Source organism: Flammeovirga sp. MY04 (assembly GCF_001682195.2).
Taxonomy (GTDB): domain Bacteria; phylum Bacteroidota; class Bacteroidia; order Cytophagales; family Flammeovirgaceae; genus Flammeovirga; species Flammeovirga yaeyamensis.
This window is the reverse complement of the sequence record NZ_CP003560.2, coordinates 542096-567120: the sequence shown is the minus strand read 5'-3', so window position 1 is coordinate 567120 and position 25025 is coordinate 542096. Positions and strand designations below refer to the sequence as shown.

The following is a 25025-nucleotide window of genomic DNA, read 5'->3' as shown; positions in this document are numbered from 1 at the left end:
TATTTGTCGATGCAAAAAAACAACTCTGATATTCTTCTTGAAGTAAAAAAACTCTCTATTTCTTTTGATCATGAAGATAGAGGCAGTTCTTCTGCAGTTAAAAACATCAGTTTTGTTTTAAGAAAAGGAGAAACTTTAGGAATAGTTGGTGAATCTGGATCGGGTAAATCTGTGACCGCTTTATCCATGCTTCAGCTTTTGAATAAATCAAGTAGAGAAGTTGATGGAGAGATCCTATTTCATAGCAATAATCATGGAACAGTGGATTTACTTCAAGTTCCAAAAAAAACAATACAAGATATTCGTGGTAGAGATATAGGGATGATCTTTCAAGACCCGATGAGTTCCTTAAACCCTTCTATCACTTGTGGTAATCAGTTGATTGAAACGATTATTGTTCATGAAAAAGTAAATAAAAGAGTAGCTAAGCAGCGAGCTTTAGAAACTTTTGCCACTTGTCAATTAGGCAATCCCAAAAAAGTATTTAATTCGTATCCACATCAGTTATCCGGAGGTCAGAAACAAAGGGTACTTATTGCTATTGCGTTAATCTGTAACCCTAGTTTACTTATTGCAGATGAGCCTACTACGGCTTTGGATGTTACCTCTCAAAAAGGCATCTTAGATCTTTTTAATGAGTTTAAGAAAACCCGAAATACAGCTACCATTTTTATTTCTCATGATTTAGCCATTGTAGCTCAAATGGCGGATAGAATCGCAGTCATGCGTAAAGGGAAATTAGTAGAATATGGTACTGTATATGAAGTCTTTAATCAACCAAAGCATTCCTATACAAAAGGTTTGTTAGCTTGTAGGCCGAGATTAGACTTCTCGCTAAAGAGGCTACCAACTTTAAACGATTTTACAACAGACGCAGGAGGAAATGGTCGCAGTAAAGCACGTTTCATGTCTGTAGGGCAAGCTTTAATTGTCAATGCGGTTGACGAAAACAAAGTACTTGAACAAGAGAAAGAGATTTTAGATCATCAACCTTTGTTACAGGTGAAAAACTTATCTGTAGAATTCCCTGTGAAGAAAAACATCTGGGGCAAGGTCACAAAATCTTTTGTTGCAGTAAATAACGTAAGCTTTGATGTAAAAGAAGGAGAAACATTAGGTCTTGTAGGTCGATCGGGCTGTGGAAAAACGACACTAGGTAGAACTATATTACAATTAATAGCCTCTACTAATGGAGAAGTAGTTTTTGATGGTCGTGAACTCACAAAAATGCCTAAAAAGGATCTTAATAATTTACGTTCTGATATTCAGATCATATTCCAAAATCCATATACTTCTTTAAATCCTAGGTTAACTATTGGTCAGACACTTATTGAACCTATGCAAGTGCATAAGATTTATTCTGATGATAAAACTAGGAAAAAAGAAGCAATACGTTTACTTGAAACAGTTGGTTTAAGTGCAAATTATATGAACCGTTACCCTCACGAGTTTTCTGGAGGTGAACGTCAGAGAATTTGTATCGCTCGTGCTTTATCGACTAAGCCTAAGTTTATTATTTGCGATGAGTCGGTTTCTGCATTAGATGTTTCTGTTCAGGCGATCGTACTAAATTTACTTCAAGATCTTAAAGAGAAATTTAACCTTACTTATATATTTATATCACATGACTTGGCCGTTGTTAAATTTATCTCCGACCGAATTTTAGTGATGAACAAAGGAGAAATCGTGGAATGGGGATTGGCTAATGAAATTTATAAATCTCCAAAAACAGAGATCACCAAGAAATTGATTGAATCCATTCCTGAAGCCAATTTTGAACAACTTCAGAAAAATTTAATCTCACAAAAATTGAAAGACCAAAAAAAATCCCATTAGAAAACTAATGGGATTTTTTGAAAGAAAGTTGTAATTAAAATTTATTGTCGACCAGTGAAATAAAACTTACTACAGCATCTGAAGTAAAGTCCCAATCGTATTTCACTGCATAATCCGTTTTAATTAGACTAATTGCTGATGTATAATCCTCACAATTATCAATTCTATTGATCGCATGCGTAAGCACTTCTTGGTCTCCACCAAACAATTCCTTTTGGAAAAGAAAACGATCATTTAAATTCATATTCTCTTTAATACTTCCAGAGTTTAATTGATCAAGTAAACCATTGGACTCATTTTCTTTTTCAGCAGAAGCCAATATTTGAGAGGTTACCTCTTCCTCTTTAGAAATAGGCAATTCTTTTTCTTCAACTACATTCTCCTCTTCTTTACTTTGATCCTCAACTGTTGTTGGTTCTTCTGGAGTTTCGATTGTTTCAAAAGTAAATTCTTCGATAGAATTTTCTTCAAATTCACCCACATTATCTTCTTTTACATCCTCTTGATCAAAGCTTTTCAAAGATTCATCAACGATATCGTCAATCACATTGTCTACTTCATTAGCAGGTGTAGTAGAAAAATCGGGTTCTTGGAAAGTAGGTTCTTCAAAAAGAGTAGCTTCTTGCTTCTCCTCTACTTCTACTTCCGTTTCTTCTATTTGTACTTCAGAAGTAACTATAGTCTCCTCTATCGGGGATACTTCTTCCTCTGCCTCATCAACTTGCTCTTCTACATTTTCATGATCAAAAGAAACAATATTGTTAGACATCTCTTCAATATCTATGGATGAAGTTTCTGTTACCTCTTCTTCCTCTTTTTCTACAGGTGCTTCATCAAGGTAGCCCGGATGAAGTTCAAATATGCCTACAGGAAGAATATCATTAAACGCTGCAATAATTTCTTGAGGATCGTCTATCAATTCTGGATGTTTTCTTACGATATTCGATGAAATATTAATTGCTTCAGTTCTCTTGATATTGATACCTGCTTCCTCTTCTATTGCATTTTGAATTTCCTTCGTTAATCTTGGGTGAATTTTAATGTACCCAAACATTGGAATCAAGAAATTCTTTAATGGAATTTTCATTCCTTGCATTCCAAAAAACTCATCATAAAAGATTTCTGGAGAGAAAGTAAGCACTAATACATCTCTTACTGCTTTATGTAATAAAGGCAAGAAATGTATTCTAGAGATATGTATATTTTTAGACAATGCGTTCATTAAGTGAGATAGTGACTCACGAACAGCATCAGAAGTGTAATCAAAATATGGACTTTGAATTCTAATTGCTTCTTTTTGCCAATTCTCAAAAATTCTTTTTAAGACAAAAAGATTGACACTTTCTATATTGGTTAATTTCGTTATTTGAATACCTGTTATGTAATCATTGTTTGAAAAAAAATCATCACATATGGCATCTGCTACCTTTTCAGAGTAAATTTCTATTGCAGAAAGATTTGGCTTTTTATTCATGTCAAGTTGTCTACAAAAATCATGATATAAATACTTGGCGAAGATACTTTGCATACATCTTATAATGTATGTCCTCACAACTTATCATTTACCTTCTACCAATAATTATACAAAGAACTGTTATTACAAAATATAATTTACAGAATTATGTAAAATATTAAACTATTTATCTTCATTTTTTAGCTAAAAACGAGATATATTAAATAAATAATCAAGATTTATCTACATATAGTATCTTCTTAGAGTATGAAAAAACAAGATTGATCTTTATAAATCTTTACAAATAATCTCACATTATATTGTGTTTACAGTATGATTATTTATTTTTGCTTGACTTTGCGCAATTAGTCAAACAAACACTATCAAAATTTTATGAAAAAGTTTTTTAATTATGTAGGCGTGTGTACAGTATTGGTGACTTTGTCATCGTGCTTTGGCCAGCACAACCACGCACCAAACCCAGGCGTTAACCTAAACAGCAAACGCATTTACGGGCCTAGCAGAGAAGCAGAACCAGTTCAGTTAAAGAACGAATACGAAAAGGCGGATGCTGAATTGTTAATGAGAATGGAAGATATCCGTAATAAATTATATAAAAAGTAATTTACTTTTTTCAAGATTATACCAAATCTTGAATCCAAAAAAGAGGTGAACTTATTGATAAATGAGCTCACCTCTTTTTTATTGCATACAAATCTGATTAAAACGATTTGATGATGGCAGGTGACCAAGATCCGAAGCTTTTTTAAAGGCAGCACAAGCTTCTCCGTATTTTCCAATTGCTAAAAAACTTTCGCCTAATAAATAAAAACATCTATGATCTTTGGGTCTAACCCTTGCCCCCCATTTACAATCTCGGATGACCTCCTCATGTCGGCCCAAAGTTTTCAGTAACCTTGCTCGAAGTAGATAAATGGTAAAATGCTCCTCAGGGACATCTGTTTCATTTAGCACCACCGCGTAGGCTTTACCATACGTTTCCACATAATAATCATTGGTTAAATTGGCAGCACCCGATAAAACATCAATTGCTTTTTCTGGTTGATTAAGTCCTGTTGAATATACCTCGGCCAATCCCATGTGAGCTTTAAAATCGTATCTATTTTTTAAGATCATTTGTCTAAACGTATAAGTAGACTGATGATATCTTTTAGTATTGAATTGTGCCACTGCCAATCTCCAATATAATTCATTGGGCATGCTCATCCCGACCTCTTCTTCTACCTCAGAAAGTAGACTCACCACTTCATCAAATGATCTTTCCTGAAAAAAATAAAGGGAAGCAATATCTACTTCTTTTAATAAACTATCGTATAATACATCTCTTTGGTGTGTAAGGATATGCAATGTTTTCTCCATCTGTTTGGCTTCAATTAAAGCCTTACCATAATGTCCTTCTTCAGTATATTTAAGTACATTTTCTATCGCTTTTATTTCGTTGTTTAATTCTTCTTTGTATACTTTTTCTTGATAATATTTTCCTCCATAGAACAACACATTTAAACCAATCACCATAAATACAACAGCAATCGATCCCCACTTAAAAATACGTTTATCATCTTCTTTCTGGATTTCTCGATTCGATTTGAAGTTTTCATAAAACTTCGATTTATCTTCCCACATTATGTCTTCACTTTCATAATTGGTAGTAGTACTTTTAAGGTCTTCTTGATATTTAAGCCATTGATCGTACATCTGACGCTGATAATCATTCATCAAATATTCGTAAGCAAAAGCAATTTCTTTAAATTTTTCTGAGGAATTTGAATCGGTTTTGTTGGTGTCTGGATGATATTTTTTTGCTAATTTTTTATAGGCTGCTTTGATCTCCTTTTTCGAGGACGACCTGGATATTCCTAATATTTCATAATATGAACTCATAATTCGCAGTGTACGGGTGCAATGTTATAGATAGAAGTAGATAATATTATCAATTATATATACTTATAATACGTAAATGCTTGTAAATGTTTCATCAAAAAAGGGTATTTTCATCTAAAACTGACATTAGTCAGCGTTGTTATGAGTAATTATTCTGTTAATTTGCAGCAAATTATATATATCTCAATTCTTTACATGAACATGGATCAAGTAATAGCAAATAAAGTTACAGAATGGCTCGAAGGGTCATACGACGAAGCAACAAAATCTGAAATCAAAAGATTGCAAGCTGAAAACCCTCAAGAATTAACTGAAAGCTTCTACAAATCTTTAGAATTTGGTACTGGCGGACTTAGAGGTATTATGGGTGTAGGCACGAACAGAATGAACAAATATACTGTTGGTATGGCTACTCAAGGTTTAGCAAACTATGTAAATCAACAAGTGGATGGCACTCCAAAAGCGGTTATTGCACACGACTGTAGAAATAACTCTGCTTTATTTGCCAATGTAGCTGCCAATGTTTTAGCAGCTAACGGATTCACAGTATATCTATTCGATGCATTAAGACCAACTCCTGAATTATCTTTCGCTATCCGTCATTTAGGTTGCGATACAGGTATTGTTATTACAGCATCTCACAACCCTCGTGAGTACAATGGCTTTAAAGCATATTGGAACGATGGTGGACAAGTTGTTCCTCCACACGATGTTAACATTGTTGCCGAAGTAAATAAAATTGCTTCTGTTGATGAGGTAAAATTTACAGGTGGTGAAGATCGAATTGTGGCAATCAACAAAGAAGTAGATGAGCCATATTTAGATATGCTTGAGAAATTATCGGTATCTCCTGAAGCAATTAAAGCTCAAAAAGATCTTAAAATTGTCTTTACTTCTATTCATGGTACAGGTATTACAATGGTTCCTCCAATATTAGAGCGTTTAGGTTTCGAAAACGTTCATATTATTGAAGAACAAAAAGTAACCGACGGTAACTTCCCAACAGTAGTTTATCCTAACCCAGAAGAAGCAGAAGCATTAAGCATGGCCTTAGCTAAAGCCAAAGAAATTGATGCTGATATATTATTAGGTACTGACCCTGATGCTGACCGTGTAGGTATTGCCATTAAAAACCATAAAGGTGAGTGGACATTATTAAATGGTAATCAAACGGCTACATTATTGTTTAACTATGTGATCTCTGCACGTAAGAAAGCAGGTTTGGCTAAGGATAACGATTTTGTTTGTAAAACAATTGTGACTACTGACCTTATCGATCGTTTTGCTGCTGCAAACGGAATGCCTTGTTATAACGTTCTTACTGGATTTAAATATATCGCAGAAGTAATCAAAGAGAAGGAAGGTAAAGAAAACTTTATCGTAGGTGGTGAAGAATCTTACGGATACCTTATCGGAGATGCTGTTAGAGATAAAGATGCAGTTGCTGCTGCTTCTATGATCTGTGAAATGGCTGCTTACTACAAAAAAGAAGGTAAGTCGATGTTCGAACAATTAATTGATATTTATCACGAACATGGTTATTTCAAAGAAAAACTAATTTCTATCACTAAGAAGGGAATGAGTGGTGCTGAGGAAATTGCTCAAATGATGAAAGATCTTAGAGCTACACCTCCTGCAACAATCAACGGTTCGAAAGTGTTAGAAATGAGAGATTACCAATCGTCTATCGCAACAGATTTATCTACTAAAGAAGAATCTACAATTGATTTACCTAAGTCAAATGTACTTCAGTTCTTCTTGGAAGACGGTACTAAAATCTCTGCAAGACCTTCTGGTACTGAACCAAAGATTAAATTCTATTTCAGCGTAAACACTTCTATCAATTCGGTAGAAGAATTTGATGCTGCTGATGCTCAATTAGAAGAAAAAGTTGCTAAGATTATTGAAGATATGAAGTTGAACTAATCGTTTAACATCAAATTATATTTAGGCCATAGCAGTAATGTTATGGCCTTTTTTTGTCATTTTTAGGTTAATAATTTAGAATCTGTCCAAAAACTCAAAAATCAGTCAAATAATCCTAATTCTATTGTTAATATTCCAACCTTTCTAAATACCCAATCGTAAAAAAATATATACCCAGAATTAAAAATTAAACCTAACAACCATATGACATGAAAAATTACACAATATTAAAAAGGGAGCTGAAATACATATTTTATTCCTTCCTTTTTTTAGGCTTAGCGTTTATACCATTTCACCGAGGATATTTTAAACTTCCTCAAAAGAAAATAGTATCCCAAATCGAAAGTGACATACAACAAGATGAAGATGTTATTTTAAATAATGTACACTATTATGATGCTTCTCATAAGGTTTCTACAAATAAGAAAGTAGCAACCACTCCGGTTATTCATAGCACATTCTTTTATGTGATATTTAGTATCCTGTTCTTGATATTTGTATTCCCATTAAGGTATTTATTCTATTTAATGAATTACCTCATCAGTATATAAGATTAATTTGATCTACTACATTCAAAAAATTACTAACTTGTGATGAATAAGCTACAGTTAATTTCTTGCTTAAGAAGTTGACACTAATAATTCATCATGACTAAACAACGCTACACTTCCATTTTCTTTTACACTCTTGCTGTTCTTTTATGGTTACCCATTCTATTTTTTGATTCAACATTTTTTGCTGAAGAGTATTTTGATGGTAAGCCTATAACAAGTATTTCCGTTCTTCTACTTTATATTTTTCTGTTCAAACAATCCTCATTAAAAATCAAATATTTAATGTTGGTGATGGTTCCTCTTTCTTGGTTAGGTGAATTATTATGTTGCGTGATTTTAGATATGTATGATTACAGAGGCAATCAAATTCCATTATACGTTCCGATAGGACATGCATGTATATTTTCGCTAGGCTGGCATATCAACCAATTCTTTGATGCTAAAACTCAAGAAAAAATAAAGAAGGTCCTCACTCCCTCTTTCCTGATACTCTTTACTTTTATCATCCTTTATTTCCAAGACACTTTAAGTTTTGCATTAGGAATATTGTTTTTCTGGGCTTTAAGAAGAAAAAATTATAGTAGCTTCTACCTAATTATGAGTTGTCTTGTTTTATGGATTGAAATCGTTGGAACTGCTTTACACGTATGGAAATGGGACACCTTTCAATGGATATTTCAAACAATCAACCCACCTATTGGCGCTATGTTTATTTACATCGGCGGTGATATGATTCTTGGACGCTTATGTAGATTCCTACTAAGGTTAAAAAAAGTGGGGAGAAGAAGGGCAATTCTTAATGCATAATCCGAATTATTAAAATTGGATATTAATCGATGTTTGTTTAAACAAATTTAAACGGAATGAGTTACTCTTCTAAACATCAACTAATATCATATGAAATTCTTATCAATATTTACCTTTTTATTAATCTTTATTTTTGTAGCCTGTTCAGAAGGTGATATTTCTCCGCAGCCAACACAACAAGCACCAACAAACAATACAACAGCAGATCAAAACAATGATCAGGACGATCAACAGGATAATAATGATAATAGTCAAGATGCTAATGTCATTACATATTCAGGAACAGTTCAAGCAATATTAACTTCTAATTGTACAAGTTGCCATGGTAGTTCGAACCCTAGAGCAGGTTTAAGTTTACACACCTACGCCACAGCCAAAGATGGTGCCGAAAATGGGGCAGTACTTTCTAGAATAAGAAATTCAAATAACCCTATGCCTCAAGGTGGTTTAATGTCGGAAGCAAATATTAAAGCTATAGAAGATTGGGCTGAAGGAGGGTTTGCTGAATAATGAAACGCTACTTTATACTTTATATTATCCTTCTCTTCCCACTAAAAAATTCATACAGTCAGACCAAATACAAAACAGAAGTTGGAGAATGTAATTTCTCTGCTTCTGTTCCTGCGTTTGAGCCTATAGAAGCAAAATCAGATAAACTGATTGGAATACTAGATGAAGGTACTGGAAACATCGCAGCTGTCATTCCCATAAAAAGTTTTGAGTTTCCAATAGCGTTAATGCAAGAGCATTTTAACGAGAATTATCTTGATACCAAAAAATATCCAAAAGCTACTTTTAAGGGTGTCATCAAAGATTTTTTGATCAAACAATCGGGTACTTATCAATATCAAGGTACCTTAACGATACATGGGGAGGAGCAATCTATCTCTGGAGAGCTTCTGATATTGTACGAGAATAATACATACAATATCTCCTCACAAATGACATTGAAGCCAGAAGATTACAAAATCAAAATCCCTAAAATAGTTTATAAAAAAATTGCTGAAACAGTTATTGTTCAGCTCAAGTTAAATTTAGCACCTACCTCATGAAACTTCTATTCTTCCTATTCTCTTCCATTTTTATATGTTCCTCTGTTTTAGCACAAGATGATCTTCTGAATGAGATTAATACTGATAGTATAGATGAACAATTTGAAATGCCTGCATTTAAGGCAACAAGAATTATCAATGGAGAATCATCTAAACTTGCTGCTAAAAAAGATTTCCATCTGGTCATCTCCCATCGATTTGGTAGTATAAAAGATGGTTTTACCACCTTTTTTGGTTTAGACAATGCCAATACCTACATCGGATTATTGTATGGTATTACTGATAAACTAAATGTTTCCTTAGGTAGGGAAACCTATCGAAAAACCATTGTTGGTTCTTTGAAATATAAAATAACTGAGCAAAGCAAAGACTTCCCATTACACCTAGTTGCATTTGCGGGGATTTATGCCAACACACAACTTTCTGATAATGCCTATCCAGAGTTAACCAATACAGATCGATTAAGCTTTTTATATCAATTACAAGTTGCAAGACGTTTGACAGATCATTTCTCCCTTCAACTGACTCCAAAGTATGTGAGGCAAAATTTGAAGTACTCAGATTACGATATCTATAATTATTTTATTCTTGGGGCTGGAGGGCGATATAAAGTCTCGAAAAGAGTAGCTTTAACAGCAGAATATGATTATAATTTTTCTAGACCTGAACAAAACCCATTCAAGAACCCATTGTCTTTAGGTGTTGATCTAGAAACAGGTGGTCACGTATTCCAATTACTATTTTCTAATGCACAAGCCAACCTCCCACCTTCTTATTTAACGTATGCTACAGGCGACTGGAGTGAAGGTGAAATTTATTTTGGATTTAACATTGTTCGCGTTTTTTAACTAATAAATCAAATTTTCATTTTCAAGTATTCACTAATAAACAACCCTATTTCACACCTCTTTTAAGTTGATTATCATTTAGTTTATTGCAAAAAAAATTAGCGATAACACTGCGTATTTTTGATTTCAACAGTTTACCATGATTTTATTGTCGTTTAGCGGGAAATGTTTACCTCTTATCTAAAAGTTTTCATTATACACTTATTATGAATTAGATTGCTTTAAACTTATTCAGAGGAGTAGTTATTCTGAACAAGAGTAAATTAACATTAAATTTCGATGAAAGTCGATCTAACTTATCAAATGAGAATTTTTATTACGTTTTTAGTCCTTGGGCTATTGGGACTTAATGGATGCGTTGGAACAAAAGATAACGGTAAGCACGATATTCTTATTCACTGGCAACAAGTGGGCAATGATGTGAATGAAAAAGGAGAATCGTTTGCACAATTAACTATTAAAAACATTGGGAAAAATACATTTACCAAAGGTGATTGGGCATTGTATTTTAATAATAAACCTTGTACCAATTTAGATGTAAATGCTATTGGAGACCAAGTAAGCATTAAACGCATTAATGGTGACTTTTTTGAGGTGAAACCCACTGAAAAATTCAAAGCTTTAGAAAAAGGAGAAAGTTTAGTTTTAGACTTATATACCAACAGTGCAGTAATTAAATATACTGATGCTGCCGGTGGTTTCTATTTCTTATTTAAGAATAAAGGAAAAGAAGAATTTTACACTCCAGCTTATGAAGTAGGTAAATTCACCCCTGATATGGCTGTGATGTCGAAAGACGATACTTATGAAGTAGAAAATGAGTTCATCCGATATAAGAACAATGCGAAACTGACCAAAGTTGAATTAACTACAGCACAAAAGATTATACCAACACCTATTCAAGTTATTGAGGGTAAAGGAGGATTTGATATTGCTTTAATAAAAGAGATTGTATCGAATTCAGCAACCAATAAACAAGCAGAGTTACTACAAAAGTATATCAAAGAGTCGACAGATAAGGATATTGCTATTGTAGATAAGGCCACTTCAGATCATTATATTAAGCTAGTCAACAAGAGAGTAAACGCTCCTTCAAAAGAAGCTTATCAATTAGACATTAAAGAGAAAGAAATTACTATTCAAGGTACTGAAAAAGGCCTTGTATATGGCATCCAATCTTTAAGAGCATTATTACCATTAAAAGGGGAAAGTTCAACCATCAAATCGGTAAGCATTAAAGATTACCCTCGATTTGGTTATAGGGGTTTCATGATGGATGTTGCTCGTAACTTCCAAACGAAAGAAACGATCTTGAACCTATTGGATGTAATGGGATTCTATAAAATGAATACATTGCACTTTCACTTAACAGATGATGAAGGTTGGAGAATTGAATTAGAGAAATTCCCTGAATTGATCGAACTTGGTTCTAAAAGAACCCACCCTACTTCTCCTTACTCTACAATTCCATCTTATGGATCTGGAGCAAAAGGTATTGATGGTGTTTCTAATGGCTACTACTCTAAAGAAGATTATATAGAGATTTTAAAGTATGCAGAAGCAAGAAATATAGAGATTATTCCTGAAGTAGATATCCCTGGACATGCTAGAATAGCTATTAATGCTATGAGCTACAGAGCTGAGAAACTACTTAAAGAAGGCAAATCACCGGAAGAAGCGAATAAATATTTATTAAATGATCCTAACGATGCCTCAGAGTATTCTTCGGTACAAGGATTTGATGATAACACAATTTGTCCTTGTCAGGAATCTTCATACAACTTCATTGAAGCTTTAGTAACAGAATTCCAATCGATCTACAACGAAGCAGGCGTTCCTTTAGAAACAATTCACTTTGGTGGTGATGAAGTAGCAAAAGGTGTTTGGGAGAAATCTCCAATTTGTCAGGAATTCATGAAAGAAAATAACCTTAAAGATGTTGAAGCAATCAAAGGATATTATGCTTTAAGAATTGCCAAAATGGCGAAGAAAAACAAAGTGAAGCTTCAGCTATGGGATGATATTTTACACCATGCTAAAGGAATGTCTCCAGAGAACTTAACGCTTAACGCTTGGGACAACTCTTGGGGTGTAGGTACTGAGGATTTTGGTTACAAAAGAGCCAACCAAGGATACGATGTTATTCTAACTTCAGTATCAAGCTTATATTTTGATATGGCATATACTAAAGAAGTTGACGAGCCAGGCTTCTATTGGGGTGATTACAACGATACAAGAGCTGTTTTCAACTACCTTCCTACCCACTTCTTTGATATTGATCATAAGTTAAGATTGGGTGGGGTACTTACAGTAGAAGAGATGAAAGATAAAGAAAGACTAACGAAGAAAGGTCTTTCTCATATTAAAGGTATTCAAGGAGCGATGTGGGCTGAGACATTAAAATCAAGCGATCGTTTGGAATACATGATTTACCCTAAAATGTTGGCTTTAGCAGAAAGAGGATGGGCAAAATCACTTGTCAATAAAGGAGAACAAGGTGATGCCATCATCAAAAAGTTAGATAAGCAATGGAATGTTTTTGCTAATGCTTTAGGACAAAGAGAATTTAACCGTTTAGCTACTTGGGGTAGAAATTACAGAATTCCTCCAGTAGGTTTACAAGTGGAAGATAATAAAGTGAGTGCGAATATTGCTTACCCAGGATTAACCATCAGATATGCCAAAGTAGGTGAAGAGTTGACTAACCAATCTCCTGAGTTTACATCGGATATCGCTTTAGATGGTAACTACCAATTTGCAGCATTTGATGCATTGGGAAATCATGGTAGAGTAATTAGCGTTTCAGAAAAAGACAACTTGACTACAATGAAATAAAGTCAGGTCATCAGTACACACACAGTTAACAAATAGACTAAACTACAAACTCACCTTCAGTTAAAGAGCAAAGGTCTTCCGAAAGGAAGGCCTTTTTTATTAGTGAAGAGTGAATAGGGAAAAGTGAAGAGCGAAAGTAGGTTTAAAACGATAACAGATGTTAAACAAAATGAGGTTAGATAATAAAGGGGCTTTTTATCTGAAATCAGAATAATATTTGGATTAGTATTGTTTACTCCTTTGAAAATTTGATAATTACCCAAACAACAATGCAAAACAATTCCCCTTATCATTAAATGTATTTGTTACAGATATAATCAAAACCTAGATTTGCAACCTCAATTTTAAATAATTTTAATAATTCATCTATTCAATCAACTAACCATAAATGAATAAATTTAATACTACTCTAATTTCAATTCTATTTCTGGCTATAACAAACTTTTCTTTTGCTCAAGGTAAAGTAGGTCTATATAAAGTAAATAGTGATCTCTCCGAAACAAAAATAAATAACGACGAAACCATTGACTTTGGTAATCCGGGCATTTCGTCTTCTATCCTATCACATCAAGTAAAAGTAAAAAACGAATCTTCTACAGAGGTTTTAAGCATCAGTAATATCACATTTGATAAAGAGGGTGTTTTTGGCTTTTTTCCTTATGAAGGAGATATGGAAATTCAACCAAATGAATCAGGTTCTTTCTATATCTATTATTCTGCTTCATCTAATATTAATGTGTATAAAGGATCTTTTTCTTTTTCCACTTCGGACGCTTCATTTCCTACTGTTAAAATCAATGCAATTGTAAATAAAGACGATGGGGAACTGAAGATCACAAGTGCTGATTATCCTGTGGTGGATAATCAAATAGATTTAGGTGATGTAGTCATTGGATCAACTAAATATTTCACTCTAGAAATGGATAATGTTGGGGAAGGATTTATGTATGTTGGCAAAACAGAATTTGAAAATGCGGGTAACTCTTTCGCTTCTGATTATTCTGAAAAGAAAGGCTTTTCATCGGGTACCGCCTACAACAATAACTTTTCTTTTAAAGCCACCACGAAAGGTAAATTCGAAACGATTATCAAACACTCTTTGGAAAGAGGACAAACGGATATCCATAAGGTAAAAGTGATTGGTAATGTATTGGCTCCAGAGGTTAAAATTAGCTACGATGGAAATCTCCTATTAGATAATAATACTATTAATGAAGACCCTGTAGATTACAGTACTAAACAATTCATATTTAATGTAGTGAACAATGGAAATGCTGATTTAACTATTAATGGTGTGACGTTGAATCAGAGTAACGCCAATGAATACAACATGTCTTATAGCGGTTCTTTTAAGACCATCAAACCCAAGGAGTCTTTGATGTACACTTTGGAGTTAATTCCTTCGAGTATAGGTCAGAAAGACATTGAAATAACATTCAATACTACAGATACAGATCGACCTAAAATAAAAGTAGATTTCTCTACCCTTGTAGAAGCCGCTCTTATTCAGTTTGAAGATAAAGACGGGAATAAAATTGAGCAGGGGCTTGGTTTCGATATGAGATCTACCACTGACAATGCGATTGTGAAAGATGAATTGTATATCAAAAACATTGGGAACAAAACATTAAACATCACGAAGTTTGAGGAGGTATACGATATTCACAATCAGTTATCAAGTGATTATGCTGGAGGGACAATTGCTCCGAATAGTCGACAAAAAGTGACTTTCACTTATTCACCTAATGGACATAATGCTTATAAAAATAGCTATCCTTTTGATATCCTATCCAATGCTCATGAAAATAAAGATATTCGTTATAATGTTCATGCTTATCATCAATATCATGAGACAGAATTAAGATATGAAGGGAATTTAGTAGATGAATCCTACCCAATCGATTTTGGTCGTTTCGACATCAATAAAGAACAAGAAGTGACTTTATTAGTAAAGAATTCGGGAACACTTCCTCTACAGATAAAGAGTGTGGTTTTTAAAGATGTGGCTCAATCTTCGTTTAAAGTAAAATCGTTTACCTCTGAGGAAGTAGTTCAGGGAGAAAATGCTGAAGTAGTTATCGTTTTTGATGGAGACAAAGCATTTGAACATTATGAAGAGGTTCTTCAAGTAGAAACCTCAGATTATAAAAACCCAATACAGTCAGTCGGTCTAAGAGCTAACCCTGTGAAGTCTGAGTTTTATATGAGTAATCCGGAAAACACGATTACAGTTTGGAATGGCGATATAGAAGAATATGGTCCATTATCTTATGATCGAGATTTTGAGTACACTTATGAAATTAAAAACAGAGGAGAGGGACCTTTAAGAATTAATGGAATTTCTGCAGAACTCAACGATGGATACGATTTAGAGTTTTCGGATTTTGTATTACCAATTATACTTCAGGCAGGTGAAAAGCAAAACATTACTATGCATGCGACTCCTAAAAAACCTGGTCAATTTGATACTAAGGTGCATATCACTACTGATGAACCTGGAGCGAATAATTTTTCTTATACTGTAAGAATGCTTTCTCAACTACCTGTATTGGAGGTCATCAATAATAATGAAGTCATTCAACCAACTACTATTGAATTTAACAACATCAGAAAGTATGCCTTGACTCTTTTAAATAGAGGGAATGAGATTATGGATTTGAATGAAATATCAATTCTTGATAATAATGAATTTAGTGTTGAATATGATAATGATATCACTTTCTTAAGACCCAATGAATCTTTAGAGGTAAGAATCAATTATTCTCCACAAAATAGTTCTAAAGAAGATGGGCAATTTGTGGTTAAGACGAATGACAAAAAGTTACTTGAATTCACTTTAGTTCTAAAGGAAGGAAGTATAACTAGCATTGATCAACAATTGGCTAAAATTGAAGTATTTCCAATCCCTGCCGAAAACACTTTAACGATTAATGGGTTATCTCAACAAGTTGAAATTCGAATTTTTGATATGTTCGGAGTAAAACATTTGGAGACAACATCAAATGCTACGGTAGATATTAGTAGCCTATCTGCAGGAATGTATCTTCTTGATATTGATGGTAGAGTGATGAAAAAGATCATGATTAAGTAACTATCAATCTGATTAATCCATAGTGATTTAGTTAACTTTACTTTAAGAGATTTGCATCCATCAATAATACTTTAGAATTTTGTATTTGGAAGTCGGTTCTATTATTTGGCTTCAACACAAAGAATTAGATTATGCAAAACACACCAGAATTAAATAGTCAAGGGAAATATCTTGGTACAATCACTAAAGATTTTATTAAGGTTTACTCTGTATTGAAAGAAGCTTCTTATCAGATTAGAAAAAGAAACTTTTCTAAATACCCTATTTTTCCAGTTTCTAAACAAGATTTGCAAGTAGGACAGCATATTGTTGGGCCTCAGCAAAAAGAGTTTTTGGAGTGGAATTACGGAGCATCTTATGCAGAAGAATTTTTACAAAAAGAATTGATTTTGGTTGATAAATATGAGGAGTTTAAAAAATCGTACAAAGATGCAGATGAGTTCTGTTGCTTGTTTGTGATCGATGATGATTTTGTGAACTTCGTGTATATCCCTTATCCAGTTGATGAAGAGGGTAACGAAGTATTGTAAGACTAAACGACATACATCTGAAAGGGTTTTCTAATTGAATTAAGGAAACCCTTTCTTTTTTATCATAATAATTGAGAAGGAAAAAGTGGTGTTCAAACAATCTTCATAACTTGATATAAACTAAACTAACCAAATATGATCGCAGTGCTTTTTGAAGTTTTCCCAAAAGAGGAAAACAAAGAAGAATATTTAAATATTGCCGCCAACCTAAAACCACTATTGGCTGATATTGATGGATTTATTTCAATTGAAAGGTTTGAGAGTCTACAGAACCCAGGAAAGCTTCTATCCTTATCTTATTGGGAAAATGAAGAAGCAATTGAGCAATGGAGGAATGTAATGAGCCATAGAGAGGGTCAGGCAAAAGGAGCTCAATATATATTTTCTGATTATACCATCCGTGTAGGTCAGATTATAAGAGAATATGGTTTGAATGAGCGAAATGAAGCACCATCTGATAGTAAAGTCTATCATGATTAAAATTAAAAAGGTCAGCTTCTGTTAGAAAGCTGACCTTCAATATTCTTAAAAAACAAGTGCTTATTTTTCAAAGTTCATTACCACTTCAGTAATGATTTCGATACACTCATTTAATTGTTCTTCGTTGATGACTAATGGAGGAGCAAAACGGATGATGTTACCATGCGTAGGTTTTGCAAGAAGTCCTTTATCCATTAATGCGTAACAGATTTTTGTAGCAGTCGACGACTCTTCTGTATCGTTAACGATCAAGGCATTCAATAAACCTTTACCTCTAACTTTCACCAAAAGATCTGTTTTACCACAAAGTTCTGTCATTTTCTCTCTGAAAATATTACCCAAATGGAAAGCATTTTCCATTAGTTTTTCTTCTTCAAGAACGTTCAATGCTTCCACCATAACTGCACAACCAAGTGGGTTACCACCATAAGTTGAACCGTGCTCACCTGGCTTGAATACATCCATTACTTCAGATGAAGTCAATACCGCAGATACTGGGTAGAAACCACCTGAGATCGCCTTACCCAGAATTACCATATCTGGTTTGAACTCGTCGTAATCAGAGGCTAACAATTTACCTGTTCTACCTACACCTGTTTGTACTTCGTCTACCATGAAAAGTACATTGTGCTTTTTACATAGTTCTTGACAAGCCTTTAAATATCCTTCATCAGGAAGATATACACCTGCTTCGCCTTGAATAGGCTCTAACCATAGACCGGCTACGTTAGGGTTTTGAAGTGCTTCTTCTACTGCTGATAAATCATTGTAAGGAATGATATTAAAACCTGGCATATAAGGGCCAAAGTTTGTTGTGGCAACAGGGTCAGTTGATGCTGAAATAATTGTAGTCGTTCTACCGTGGAAGTTCTTCTCTACACCAACAATGATTGCCTCATTTGCTGGAATACCTTTTTTCTCATAACCCCACTTACGCGCCAATTTGATAGCTGTTTCGTTTCCTTCAGCACCTGTGTTCATCAAGATGGCTCTTTCGAAACCAAAAGTATCGCAAAGTTTCTTTTCTGCAATACCTAATTGATCGCTATAAAATGCTCTTGAAGTAAGTGTTAGCTTGGATGCTTGTTCAATCATCACGTTCAAAATACGAGGATGAACGTGTCCTTGGTTTACTGCGGAGTAAGCCGAAAGAAAATCGTAATACCTTTTTCCTTCTACATCCCATACAAATACGCCTTCACCTTTAGAAAGTACAACGGGAAGGGGAGCATAGTTATTCGCACCATACTTCTTCTCCATCTCCATTGCTTCTTGCGAAGTCATAGCCATTACATTTTCCATAGTAAAAGATTGATATTAAATGTTTATATGTTATATGTGTCCTCAAATATGAGAGTAAAGGACTACTTATCCAACAATATATTGAAGAATAATATTATAATTATTCAATATTATTAGAAAAAAAATCCCGATGTAAGAGTTACATCAGGATTTTTATAAATGTGTTTTATGTTACTTAATCTTCCCAATTAATATCGTCATTATCATCAACTGGAACTGATATTCGATATTCATCCAAGAAAATTTTGAATTCTACTCTACGGTTTAATCGTTTTTCTTCTGCAGTCGTCGGGTTCTTTACAATCGGCTGATAATCACCCTTTCCATCTGCAATCACTCGATCATTGGTTAACTCCCCATAGTTAATAATAAATTCTTTGATAGACACCGCTCTTTCCTTTGACAACTTTACGTTCGCATCGTGATTACCGTCAGAGTCAGTATGACCTGTCACAATCAATCTGTAATTGCTATGCTTTACCAAAAAGTCAATCACCAAATGTAAGTTGTTTTCCATTTCAGGTTTTAACTTGGCACTTCCGGGATCAAAGTCTATAGAAGCAAAAGAGAGTGAACTGTTGACAGAAACTGCAGGGATTTGAACGTGCTTATCTCCATCGACGAAGAAAATTTCTTCAATTTGGAAAAAGTTATCCCCTTCAATCACTAGCAAGTACTTTTTATCATTGATCAATTCAAAATCGAAGGAACCATCATCTCTAATTTTTTTAGGAGCCACTTCTACTCTATCCGATAAATCGATGATTGTTACTACTCCTTTAAATACTTCACCTGTTGTAGGTTCTACCACTCTTCCTGAGAAACGTACCGTGTTATTGGGTTTAGCTTCCATAGGTAGTGGAAAAGATTGCATATCTAAATTTGGATTACCTTTCACTTTAGATTTTGCATAGTATAACTGTTTCGCCTCTGCATCTATGGCAAAGTAGTATTCATCACCAGATCCGTTCACAAGTGGTCCAACATTTTTTGGTTCTGAAAACTCGCCATCTACAATAAATGATTTATAAATATCAAAACCACCAAAATTGACAATCCCTACGGAAGATGAAAAATATAAGATAGGATATTTCACATGAGGATACGGGCTTAACTCGCTTCCTCTTGAATTGATGAAAGGTCCAATATTTTTGGCTTTGCCCCATTCACCTTTACTGTCTTTTACACTGAAATAAATATCAGAACTACCAAACCCGCCCTTTCTATCTGATGCAAAATAGAGCGTATCCTCTGTCATCGATAGAGAAGGGTGAGAATCCCAAGCATAGGAATTTATTTTTGATCCTAAATTGACCGCTTCATCCCATGTGCCATCCTCATTTTTCTTACTGTAATAGATATCACAATCTCCATACCCCTCAGGAGTCATACATCTAATAAAATAAAGTGTCTTCCCATCTTTACTTAAGAAAGGAGAGCCTTCATTATAATTAGTATTGATGGTTTCTAGAGGTTCTGCCATTCCCCACATATCGTAATCGGTTTTTGTGGAGATGTAAATATTTTCGTTGTGCTTTTTTGGATTGAATTGTTTGTTGAACTCAGAAGTATCACGCTCAGAACGGTTACTTGTAAATAGCAATTGGGATTGATTTTCTCCTCCTAGTGTCATTCCATAATCAGAGAAATCGGAGTTTACTTCAGGACCCATTTCTATCAGGACATCTTCTGGAGGAGTTAAAGTATCTATCAATGCTCTTTTTTCGACCAATCGATAATAATCATCGATATTAGCATAAAGTGGTTTATCAAATAGTGTTAGATCTTCGTAATGTGCCAACGCTTTTTTAATATCACCACGGTTATGTCTTAAAAGTAATCGATAGGTTTCCTTAGCCAAAGCTCTATCACCTAAATACTCTGACACATTGGCCAACCTCCACATGAGGTCCATATCTTCCAATCTTAGAAAGTTATTGATGCCAAAGGAAGTTACATATTTGTATAATAACTCACGGTATTCCTCCCATTGTTTATTACGTTCCAAACGGGCAATTTGGGCTAAAAGTGCATTGTTTTGATAGAGCGGTATTTTATTTATATTCGGAAATTTCAATCCAGGAAGTTTCACTACATTATTCACTTTTGTAGGTTGAAATTCTTGAATGCTAAGTCCACTCCCTTCGTTTTTCTCAGTTTCTTGAACTTTTTTATTCTTCTTCTTTTTTTTCTTTTGTGCGAAAACAGGCGAGGTAAATAAAATAGTCAAGAGTAATATTAGTAAGATCCCTTCTTTTTTGAAGATGTTTCCCATGGTATATGTTTAGTCCCTAATTATTAGTTAATTAAGGAAACTATATTAATCAGATTATGTTATTGTTAAATACGCTGTACATTTATAACGATCAAAAATCATGATCTTATACATGCACCTATATTTTTAATTGGTTAATATTTCACAAAGATTACACCATAATCATGACAACTTTGTCAGCATATATGAAAATATGTCAGTTTTAGATCTTTGGTTGATATATTGCATAGAAATAAACACTTAATTGTGTTGTTGCAGTCTAAGATCAGACAAACTTATATGAGAACGAAAGACACATTGGCCCAAGGCCTTTTATCAAATATAAATAATGACGCTATCATCTCCGTTATTTCAGACGATGTTGATAGTGATTATAATTTGGACGGTATTGAAGAATTGGAAGTACCTATACTTCCTCTTCGCAATATGGTTCTTTTCCCTAATGTACTTATTCCTATTACAATTGGTAGAGAGAAATCTAGCAAATTAGTGAATAATGCTTACGACGAGAAAAAGTTTATTGCATGTATTGCTCAGAAAGACGCTTCTGAAGAAGATCCTTCTGCTGAGGATTTACATCAATATGGTACATTAGTGCAGATCGTAAAAATCTTAAAACTTCCTGATGGTAATTCCACAATTATCGCTCAAAGTAGAAAGAAGATTCAATTAAATGAGGTGACTACCGAGGATCCTTATTTAAAAGGTCGTGTTTCTGTTTTGGAAGAAGATTTTTCGAAAATATCTAAAAACGAAGAATTAGCATTAGAGTCTTCATTGAAAGATGTCGCTTATCAAATTTTAAGTTTGAATAGAGATATCCCACAAGAGGCTTCACATGCTTTAGAAAATATCCGTGAGTTAGAATTTTTGGCCAACTTCATCGCTACAAACATCAATGCTGATGTAAATGAAAAGATGAAAATCCTAAAGGTATCGAATGGTAAAACTAAAGTAGAAAAACTACTGAAGTTGATGCACAAAGAGGTCAACCTTTTGGAGATCAAAAATGAAATTGCTGGTAAAACCAATGTAGATATCGATCAACAACAGAGAGATTACTACTTACGTCAGCAAATGAAAGTGCTACAAACGGAATTAGGTGTTGATGGTCCTGACGAAGAAATTGCTGTGATGAAAATCAAAGCAGAGAAAAAGAAATGGCCAGAGACTGTTAAAGAACACTTCAATAAAGAATTAGCAAAGCTTCAGCGTTCTAATCCTGCTGCAGCGGATTTTGCTGTTTCTATGAACTATTGTGAGTTCCTTTTGGACCTTCCTTGGGACGAAGTAACTGATGATAAATTCGATTTAAAGAACGCACAAAAAATCTTGGACAAAGACCACCAAGGTTTAGAAAAAGTGAAAGAACGTATTCTTGAATACTTAGCCGTTCTTAAGCTTAAGAAAGATATTAAAGGACCAATTCTTTGCCTTTATGGCCCTCCAGGTGTGGGTAAAACATCTTTGGGTCGTTCGATTGCAAAAGCGTTGGGAAGAGAATATAACCGTATCTCTTTAGGTGGTTTACATGATGAAACTGAGATTCGTGGTCACAGAAAGACATATGTAGGTGCAATGCCAGGTAAAATCATTCAGAGTATCAAAAAATCTGGCGTTTCTAACCCTGTATTTATCCTTGATGAGATTGATAAGATCGGTAACGATTTCAGAGGAGATCCTTCATCGGCTTTCCTAGAAGTACTTGACCCAGAACAAAACAGTACTTTCGTAGATAACTACCTTGAAGTAGAATACGATTTATCTAAGGTATTATTTATCGCGACTGCGAACTCTTTAGATACCATACAACCTGCCTTGAGAGACCGTATGGAGATCATCGAGATTACTGGTTATACTTTCGAGGAAAAAGAAGAAATTGCTAAAAAGCATTTGATTCCTAAACAGAGATCTGAGCATGGTCTGAAAGCAAAAGATTTCTCTTTCTCTGCTAAAGGCTTGAAGTTCTTAATCGAAAACTATACTCGTGAATCGGGTGTTCGTGGTTTGGAAAGAACAGTAGGATCTGTTGTTAGAAAAGTTGCTAAATCAATTGCTTTGGAAGAAGAATACCAAAAATCAATTGGTCCAGATCAAATTATCAAATACTTAGGTGCTCCAATTTTTGAGAGAGAAACGTATTCTGATAATGATTATGCTGGTGTAGTGACTGGTTTAGCGTGGACTCAGGTGGGGGGAGAAATTCTATTCATCGAAAGTTCATTAGCAAAAGGTAAGGGTAGAATCACCCTTTCTGGTCAGTTAGGTGACGTGATGAAGGAATCGGCAACTACTGCCCTATCTTGGTTAAAAGCCAACGCAGATAAATACGGAATTGATCATCAGATTTTCGAAAACTATGATCTTCACATTCACGTTCCTGCAGGTGCTGTTCCTAAAGATGGACCTTCAGCCGGTATCACTATGTTGACTTCGATGGTATCTATCTTCACTCAAAGAAAAGTGAAAGCGAAGATTGCCATGACAGGTGAGATTACTCTTAGAGGAAAAGTATTACCTGTAGGTGGTATCAAAGAAAAGCTTCTTGCCGCAAAACGTGCCGGAATTAAGGAGATCATTTTCTCAGAAAGAAATCAGAGAGATGTGAAAGATATTCCTGAAAAATATACAGATGGTTTGACTTTACATTTCGTAAAAGATGCTAAAGAAGTTTTAGAAATTGCCCTACTTAAAAAGAAAGTAGAAGATCCAATTAAATTTGATTTCCCAAAGAAATAGCAAATTTAATTTCTTAAAATACAAAACACACTTTCGGTTTCGACTGAAGGTGTGTTTTTTCATAAAAGACAATATCAATTAAAATATTATTCGATTACGATTATAGATTTTTGTTAATCGGATAATTTTATTTGTTTTGTATCAATATTTGATATGATTTTCTTTCGAGGCTTTCATATTTATACCAAGTATTTTACACACATCACAAAAGTAACCAAATAGATATGAATCCTAAATATGCTGCTATCACTGCGGTAGCTGGATGGGTTCCTGAACACAAATTGACTAATAAAGACCTTGAAAAGATGGTCGATACTAGCGATGAGTGGATCACTACGCGTACAGGAATCAAAGAAAGACGTATCTTAAATGACGAAACTAAAGGAACTTCAGTATTAGCAATAAATGCTGTAAAGGCCTTACTAAACAAAGCTAACTTAAACGGTGAAGAAGTAGACCTTATTATTTGTGCTACCTCAACACCTGATATGGGCTTTATCTCAACAGCAAATTTAGTCGGTGAAGCTATTGGAACAAGAGCAATGTCTTTTGATGTCTCTGCTGCCTGCTCCGGTTTTATTTATGCTTTAGAAATGGGATCAAATTTTATCAAGTCTGGCAACTATAAAAAAGTAGTGATTGTTGGAGCTGATAAAATGTCATCAGTGATAGATTATAAAGACAGAAACTCTTGTATTCTTTTTGGTGATGGTGCTGCTGCAGTACTTCTAGAACCGGATGAGGAATATGGCGTTGTCGATTCTTTGATGTACTCCGATGGATCTGGTAAAGAACTTCTTAATGTAAAAAGAGGATCCGCTTTCCCTTATTCAGAAGAGCAAGTAATGGGAGAACACCACTACTTCCATCAAGATGGAAAATCTGTTTTTAAACATGCCGTGACGAACATGTCTTCTGCTGCAGCAAAAATTATGGAGCAGAATGAATTAACAGCAGATGATGTCGCTTACTTGGTGCCTCACCAAGCCAACCTTAGAATTATTGATGCTACTGCAAAACGCATGGGTGTTGGTAGTGAAAAGGTTTGTATTAACATCGAAAAGTATGGTAATACAACAGGAGCGACAATACCATTATGTTTGTGGGACTTCGAAAAAGATTTCAAAAAAGGTGATAACATCATCTTAGCCGCTTTTGGTGGTGGATTCACATGGGGATCCGTCTACTTGAAATGGGCATACGATACAAAATAATAATGTATCAAATATATAGAAGGCGATTCGAAAGAGTCGCCTTTTTTATTACCCTGAAACAAAAGTATCACACAATCCGTAATCTAATCACCTTTAGAATCAATAATGAATTTTAATCCATGAAGTTTTATTTAAACTAAAGCATTAGAAAATAAACTTTTTTCGATGTTTTGATTAGCTT

The 25025-nt window shown here is 34.3% G+C and carries 18 protein-coding genes; 14 read left to right on the top strand and 4 right to left on the bottom strand.

The genetic code is table 11. The features are described 5' to 3' along the window. The first annotated feature begins 9 nt into the window (after window positions 1-9). On the top strand, window positions 10-1836 hold the full coding sequence (locus MY04_RS02330; RefSeq protein ID WP_066205747.1) for an ABC transporter ATP-binding protein: 1827 nt from the start codon (window positions 10-12) through the stop codon (window positions 1834-1836). Between the two features lie 34 nt (window positions 1837-1870). Here MY04_RS02330 and MY04_RS02325 read toward each other — a convergent pair whose 3' ends face one another. After that, window positions 1871-3310 carry a hypothetical protein gene (locus MY04_RS02325; RefSeq protein ID WP_158297524.1) on the bottom strand — a complete coding sequence of 480 codons (1440 nt, stop codon included), beginning with the start codon at window positions 3308-3310 and terminating at the stop codon, window positions 1871-1873. Between the two features lie 372 nt (window positions 3311-3682). Here MY04_RS02325 and MY04_RS02320 point away from each other — a divergent pair, with 372 nt between their 5' ends. Further along, the gene (locus MY04_RS02320; RefSeq protein WP_066205743.1) at window positions 3683-3913 is read left to right on the top strand and encodes a hypothetical protein; all 231 of its coding nucleotides are present in this window, start codon (window positions 3683-3685) and stop codon (window positions 3911-3913) included. A 78-nt stretch (window positions 3914-3991) separates the two neighbouring features. Here MY04_RS02320 and MY04_RS02315 read toward each other — a convergent pair whose 3' ends face one another. Then, a complete protein-coding gene (locus MY04_RS02315; RefSeq protein ID WP_066205741.1) occupies window positions 3992-5191 on the bottom strand; it encodes a J domain-containing protein in 1200 nt (399 codons plus the stop codon). 201 nt (window positions 5192-5392) lie between these two features. On the opposite strand from MY04_RS02315, the gene MY04_RS02310 reads away from it, so the two are divergent. The 10 genes from MY04_RS02310 to MY04_RS02265 all read left to right on the top strand — a co-directional run bounded on the left by MY04_RS02310 (window position 5393) and on the right by MY04_RS02265 (window position 17314). After that, window positions 5393-7117 (top strand): phospho-sugar mutase, encoded by a 1725-nt coding sequence (locus MY04_RS02310; RefSeq protein WP_066212964.1) that lies wholly within the window; start codon window positions 5393-5395, stop codon window positions 7115-7117. 209 nt (window positions 7118-7326) lie between these two features. Then, window positions 7327-7668 (top strand): hypothetical protein, encoded by a 342-nt coding sequence (locus tag MY04_RS02305; protein WP_066205738.1) that lies wholly within the window; start codon window positions 7327-7329, stop codon window positions 7666-7668. 96 nt (window positions 7669-7764) lie between these two features. Next, entirely contained in the window at window positions 7765-8478 is a 714-nt protein-coding gene (locus MY04_RS02300; RefSeq protein WP_066205736.1) for a hypothetical protein, read from the top strand. Window positions 8479-8568: 90 nt separating this feature from the next. Further along, window positions 8569-8988, top strand: coding sequence for a c-type cytochrome (locus MY04_RS02295; protein ID WP_066205732.1), 420 nt, complete (start codon window positions 8569-8571; stop codon window positions 8986-8988). Beyond that, the gene (locus MY04_RS02290; RefSeq protein WP_066205729.1) at window positions 8988-9530 is read left to right on the top strand and encodes a YceI family protein; all 543 of its coding nucleotides are present in this window, start codon (window positions 8988-8990) and stop codon (window positions 9528-9530) included. The genes MY04_RS02295 and MY04_RS02290 overlap by 1 nt, the downstream gene beginning before the upstream one ends. Further along, window positions 9527-10378: a DUF5777 family beta-barrel protein gene (locus MY04_RS02285; RefSeq protein ID WP_066205726.1), complete on the top strand. Its 852-nt coding sequence runs from the start codon at window positions 9527-9529 to the stop codon at window positions 10376-10378. Before MY04_RS02290 ends, MY04_RS02285 begins: the two co-directional genes overlap by 4 nt. A 279-nt stretch (window positions 10379-10657) precedes the next feature. Further along, a complete protein-coding gene (locus MY04_RS02280) occupies window positions 10658-13213 on the top strand; it encodes a family 20 glycosylhydrolase (protein ID WP_066205723.1) in 2556 nt (851 codons plus the stop codon). A gap of 388 nt (window positions 13214-13601) precedes the next feature. Then, entirely contained in the window at window positions 13602-16304 is a 2703-nt protein-coding gene (locus MY04_RS02275; protein ID WP_066205721.1) for a choice-of-anchor D domain-containing protein, read from the top strand. A gap of 131 nt (window positions 16305-16435) precedes the next feature. Next, a complete protein-coding gene (locus tag MY04_RS02270) occupies window positions 16436-16834 on the top strand; it encodes a hypothetical protein (RefSeq protein WP_101958124.1) in 399 nt (132 codons plus the stop codon). A 135-nt stretch (window positions 16835-16969) separates the two neighbouring features. Then, window positions 16970-17314: an antibiotic biosynthesis monooxygenase family protein gene (locus MY04_RS02265; RefSeq protein ID WP_066205716.1), complete on the top strand. Its 345-nt coding sequence runs from the start codon at window positions 16970-16972 to the stop codon at window positions 17312-17314. Between the two features lie 60 nt (window positions 17315-17374). Here MY04_RS02265 and rocD read toward each other — a convergent pair whose 3' ends face one another. Together rocD and MY04_RS02255 are read right to left on the bottom strand one after the other, a co-directional pair. After that, complete coding sequence (gene rocD, locus MY04_RS02260; RefSeq protein WP_066205713.1) at window positions 17375-18616, bottom strand: ornithine--oxo-acid transaminase; 1242 nt, start codon at window positions 18614-18616, stop codon at window positions 17375-17377. Between the two features lie 175 nt (window positions 18617-18791). Then, complete coding sequence (locus MY04_RS02255) at window positions 18792-20891, bottom strand: OmpA family protein (protein WP_066205710.1); 2100 nt, start codon at window positions 20889-20891, stop codon at window positions 18792-18794. Window positions 20892-21170: 279 nt separating this feature from the next. Here MY04_RS02255 and lon point away from each other — a divergent pair, with 279 nt between their 5' ends. Together lon and MY04_RS02245 are read left to right on the top strand one after the other, a co-directional pair. Beyond that, window positions 21171-23630, top strand: a complete 2460-nt coding sequence (gene lon, locus MY04_RS02250) for an endopeptidase La (protein WP_066205708.1) — start codon at window positions 21171-21173, stop codon at window positions 23628-23630. A gap of 224 nt (window positions 23631-23854) precedes the next feature. Then, window positions 23855-24844, top strand: coding sequence for a beta-ketoacyl-ACP synthase III (locus MY04_RS02245; protein WP_066205705.1), 990 nt, complete (start codon window positions 23855-23857; stop codon window positions 24842-24844). Window positions 24845-25025 lie beyond the last annotated feature (181 nt).

What these genes read in the sequence shown, in the direction of transcription:
- MY04_RS02310 (WP_066212964.1), top strand. Translation starts at nt 5,393, where the DNA reads ATGGATCAAGTAATAGCAAATAAAGTTACAGAATGGCTCGAAGGGTCA.
- MY04_RS02315 (WP_066205741.1), bottom strand. Translation starts at nt 5,191, where the DNA reads ATGAGTTCATATTATGAAATATTAGGAATATCCAGGTCGTCCTCGAAA.
- MY04_RS02265 (WP_066205716.1), top strand. Translation starts at nt 16,970, where the DNA reads ATGATCGCAGTGCTTTTTGAAGTTTTCCCAAAAGAGGAAAACAAAGAA.
- rocD (WP_066205713.1), bottom strand. Translation starts at nt 18,616, where the DNA reads ATGGAAAATGTAATGGCTATGACTTCGCAAGAAGCAATGGAGATGGAG.
- MY04_RS02270 (WP_101958124.1), top strand. Translation starts at nt 16,436, where the DNA reads ATGCAAAACACACCAGAATTAAATAGTCAAGGGAAATATCTTGGTACA.
- MY04_RS02280 (WP_066205723.1), top strand. Translation starts at nt 10,658, where the DNA reads ATGAAAGTCGATCTAACTTATCAAATGAGAATTTTTATTACGTTTTTA.
- MY04_RS02300 (WP_066205736.1), top strand. Translation starts at nt 7,765, where the DNA reads ATGACTAAACAACGCTACACTTCCATTTTCTTTTACACTCTTGCTGTT.
- MY04_RS02285 (WP_066205726.1), top strand. Translation starts at nt 9,527, where the DNA reads ATGAAACTTCTATTCTTCCTATTCTCTTCCATTTTTATATGTTCCTCT.
- MY04_RS02255 (WP_066205710.1), bottom strand. Translation starts at nt 20,891, where the DNA reads ATGGGAAACATCTTCAAAAAAGAAGGGATCTTACTAATATTACTCTTG.
- MY04_RS02290 (WP_066205729.1), top strand. Translation starts at nt 8,988, where the DNA reads ATGAAACGCTACTTTATACTTTATATTATCCTTCTCTTCCCACTAAAA.
- MY04_RS02245 (WP_066205705.1), top strand. Translation starts at nt 23,855, where the DNA reads ATGAATCCTAAATATGCTGCTATCACTGCGGTAGCTGGATGGGTTCCT.
- MY04_RS02325 (WP_158297524.1), bottom strand. Translation starts at nt 3,310, where the DNA reads ATGAATAAAAAGCCAAATCTTTCTGCAATAGAAATTTACTCTGAAAAG.
- MY04_RS02305 (WP_066205738.1), top strand. Translation starts at nt 7,327, where the DNA reads ATGAAAAATTACACAATATTAAAAAGGGAGCTGAAATACATATTTTAT.
- lon (WP_066205708.1), top strand. Translation starts at nt 21,171, where the DNA reads ATGAGAACGAAAGACACATTGGCCCAAGGCCTTTTATCAAATATAAAT.
- MY04_RS02320 (WP_066205743.1), top strand. Translation starts at nt 3,683, where the DNA reads ATGAAAAAGTTTTTTAATTATGTAGGCGTGTGTACAGTATTGGTGACT.
- MY04_RS02275 (WP_066205721.1), top strand. Translation starts at nt 13,602, where the DNA reads ATGAATAAATTTAATACTACTCTAATTTCAATTCTATTTCTGGCTATA.
- MY04_RS02295 (WP_066205732.1), top strand. Translation starts at nt 8,569, where the DNA reads ATGAAATTCTTATCAATATTTACCTTTTTATTAATCTTTATTTTTGTA.
- MY04_RS02330 (WP_066205747.1), top strand. Translation starts at nt 10, where the DNA reads ATGCAAAAAAACAACTCTGATATTCTTCTTGAAGTAAAAAAACTCTCT.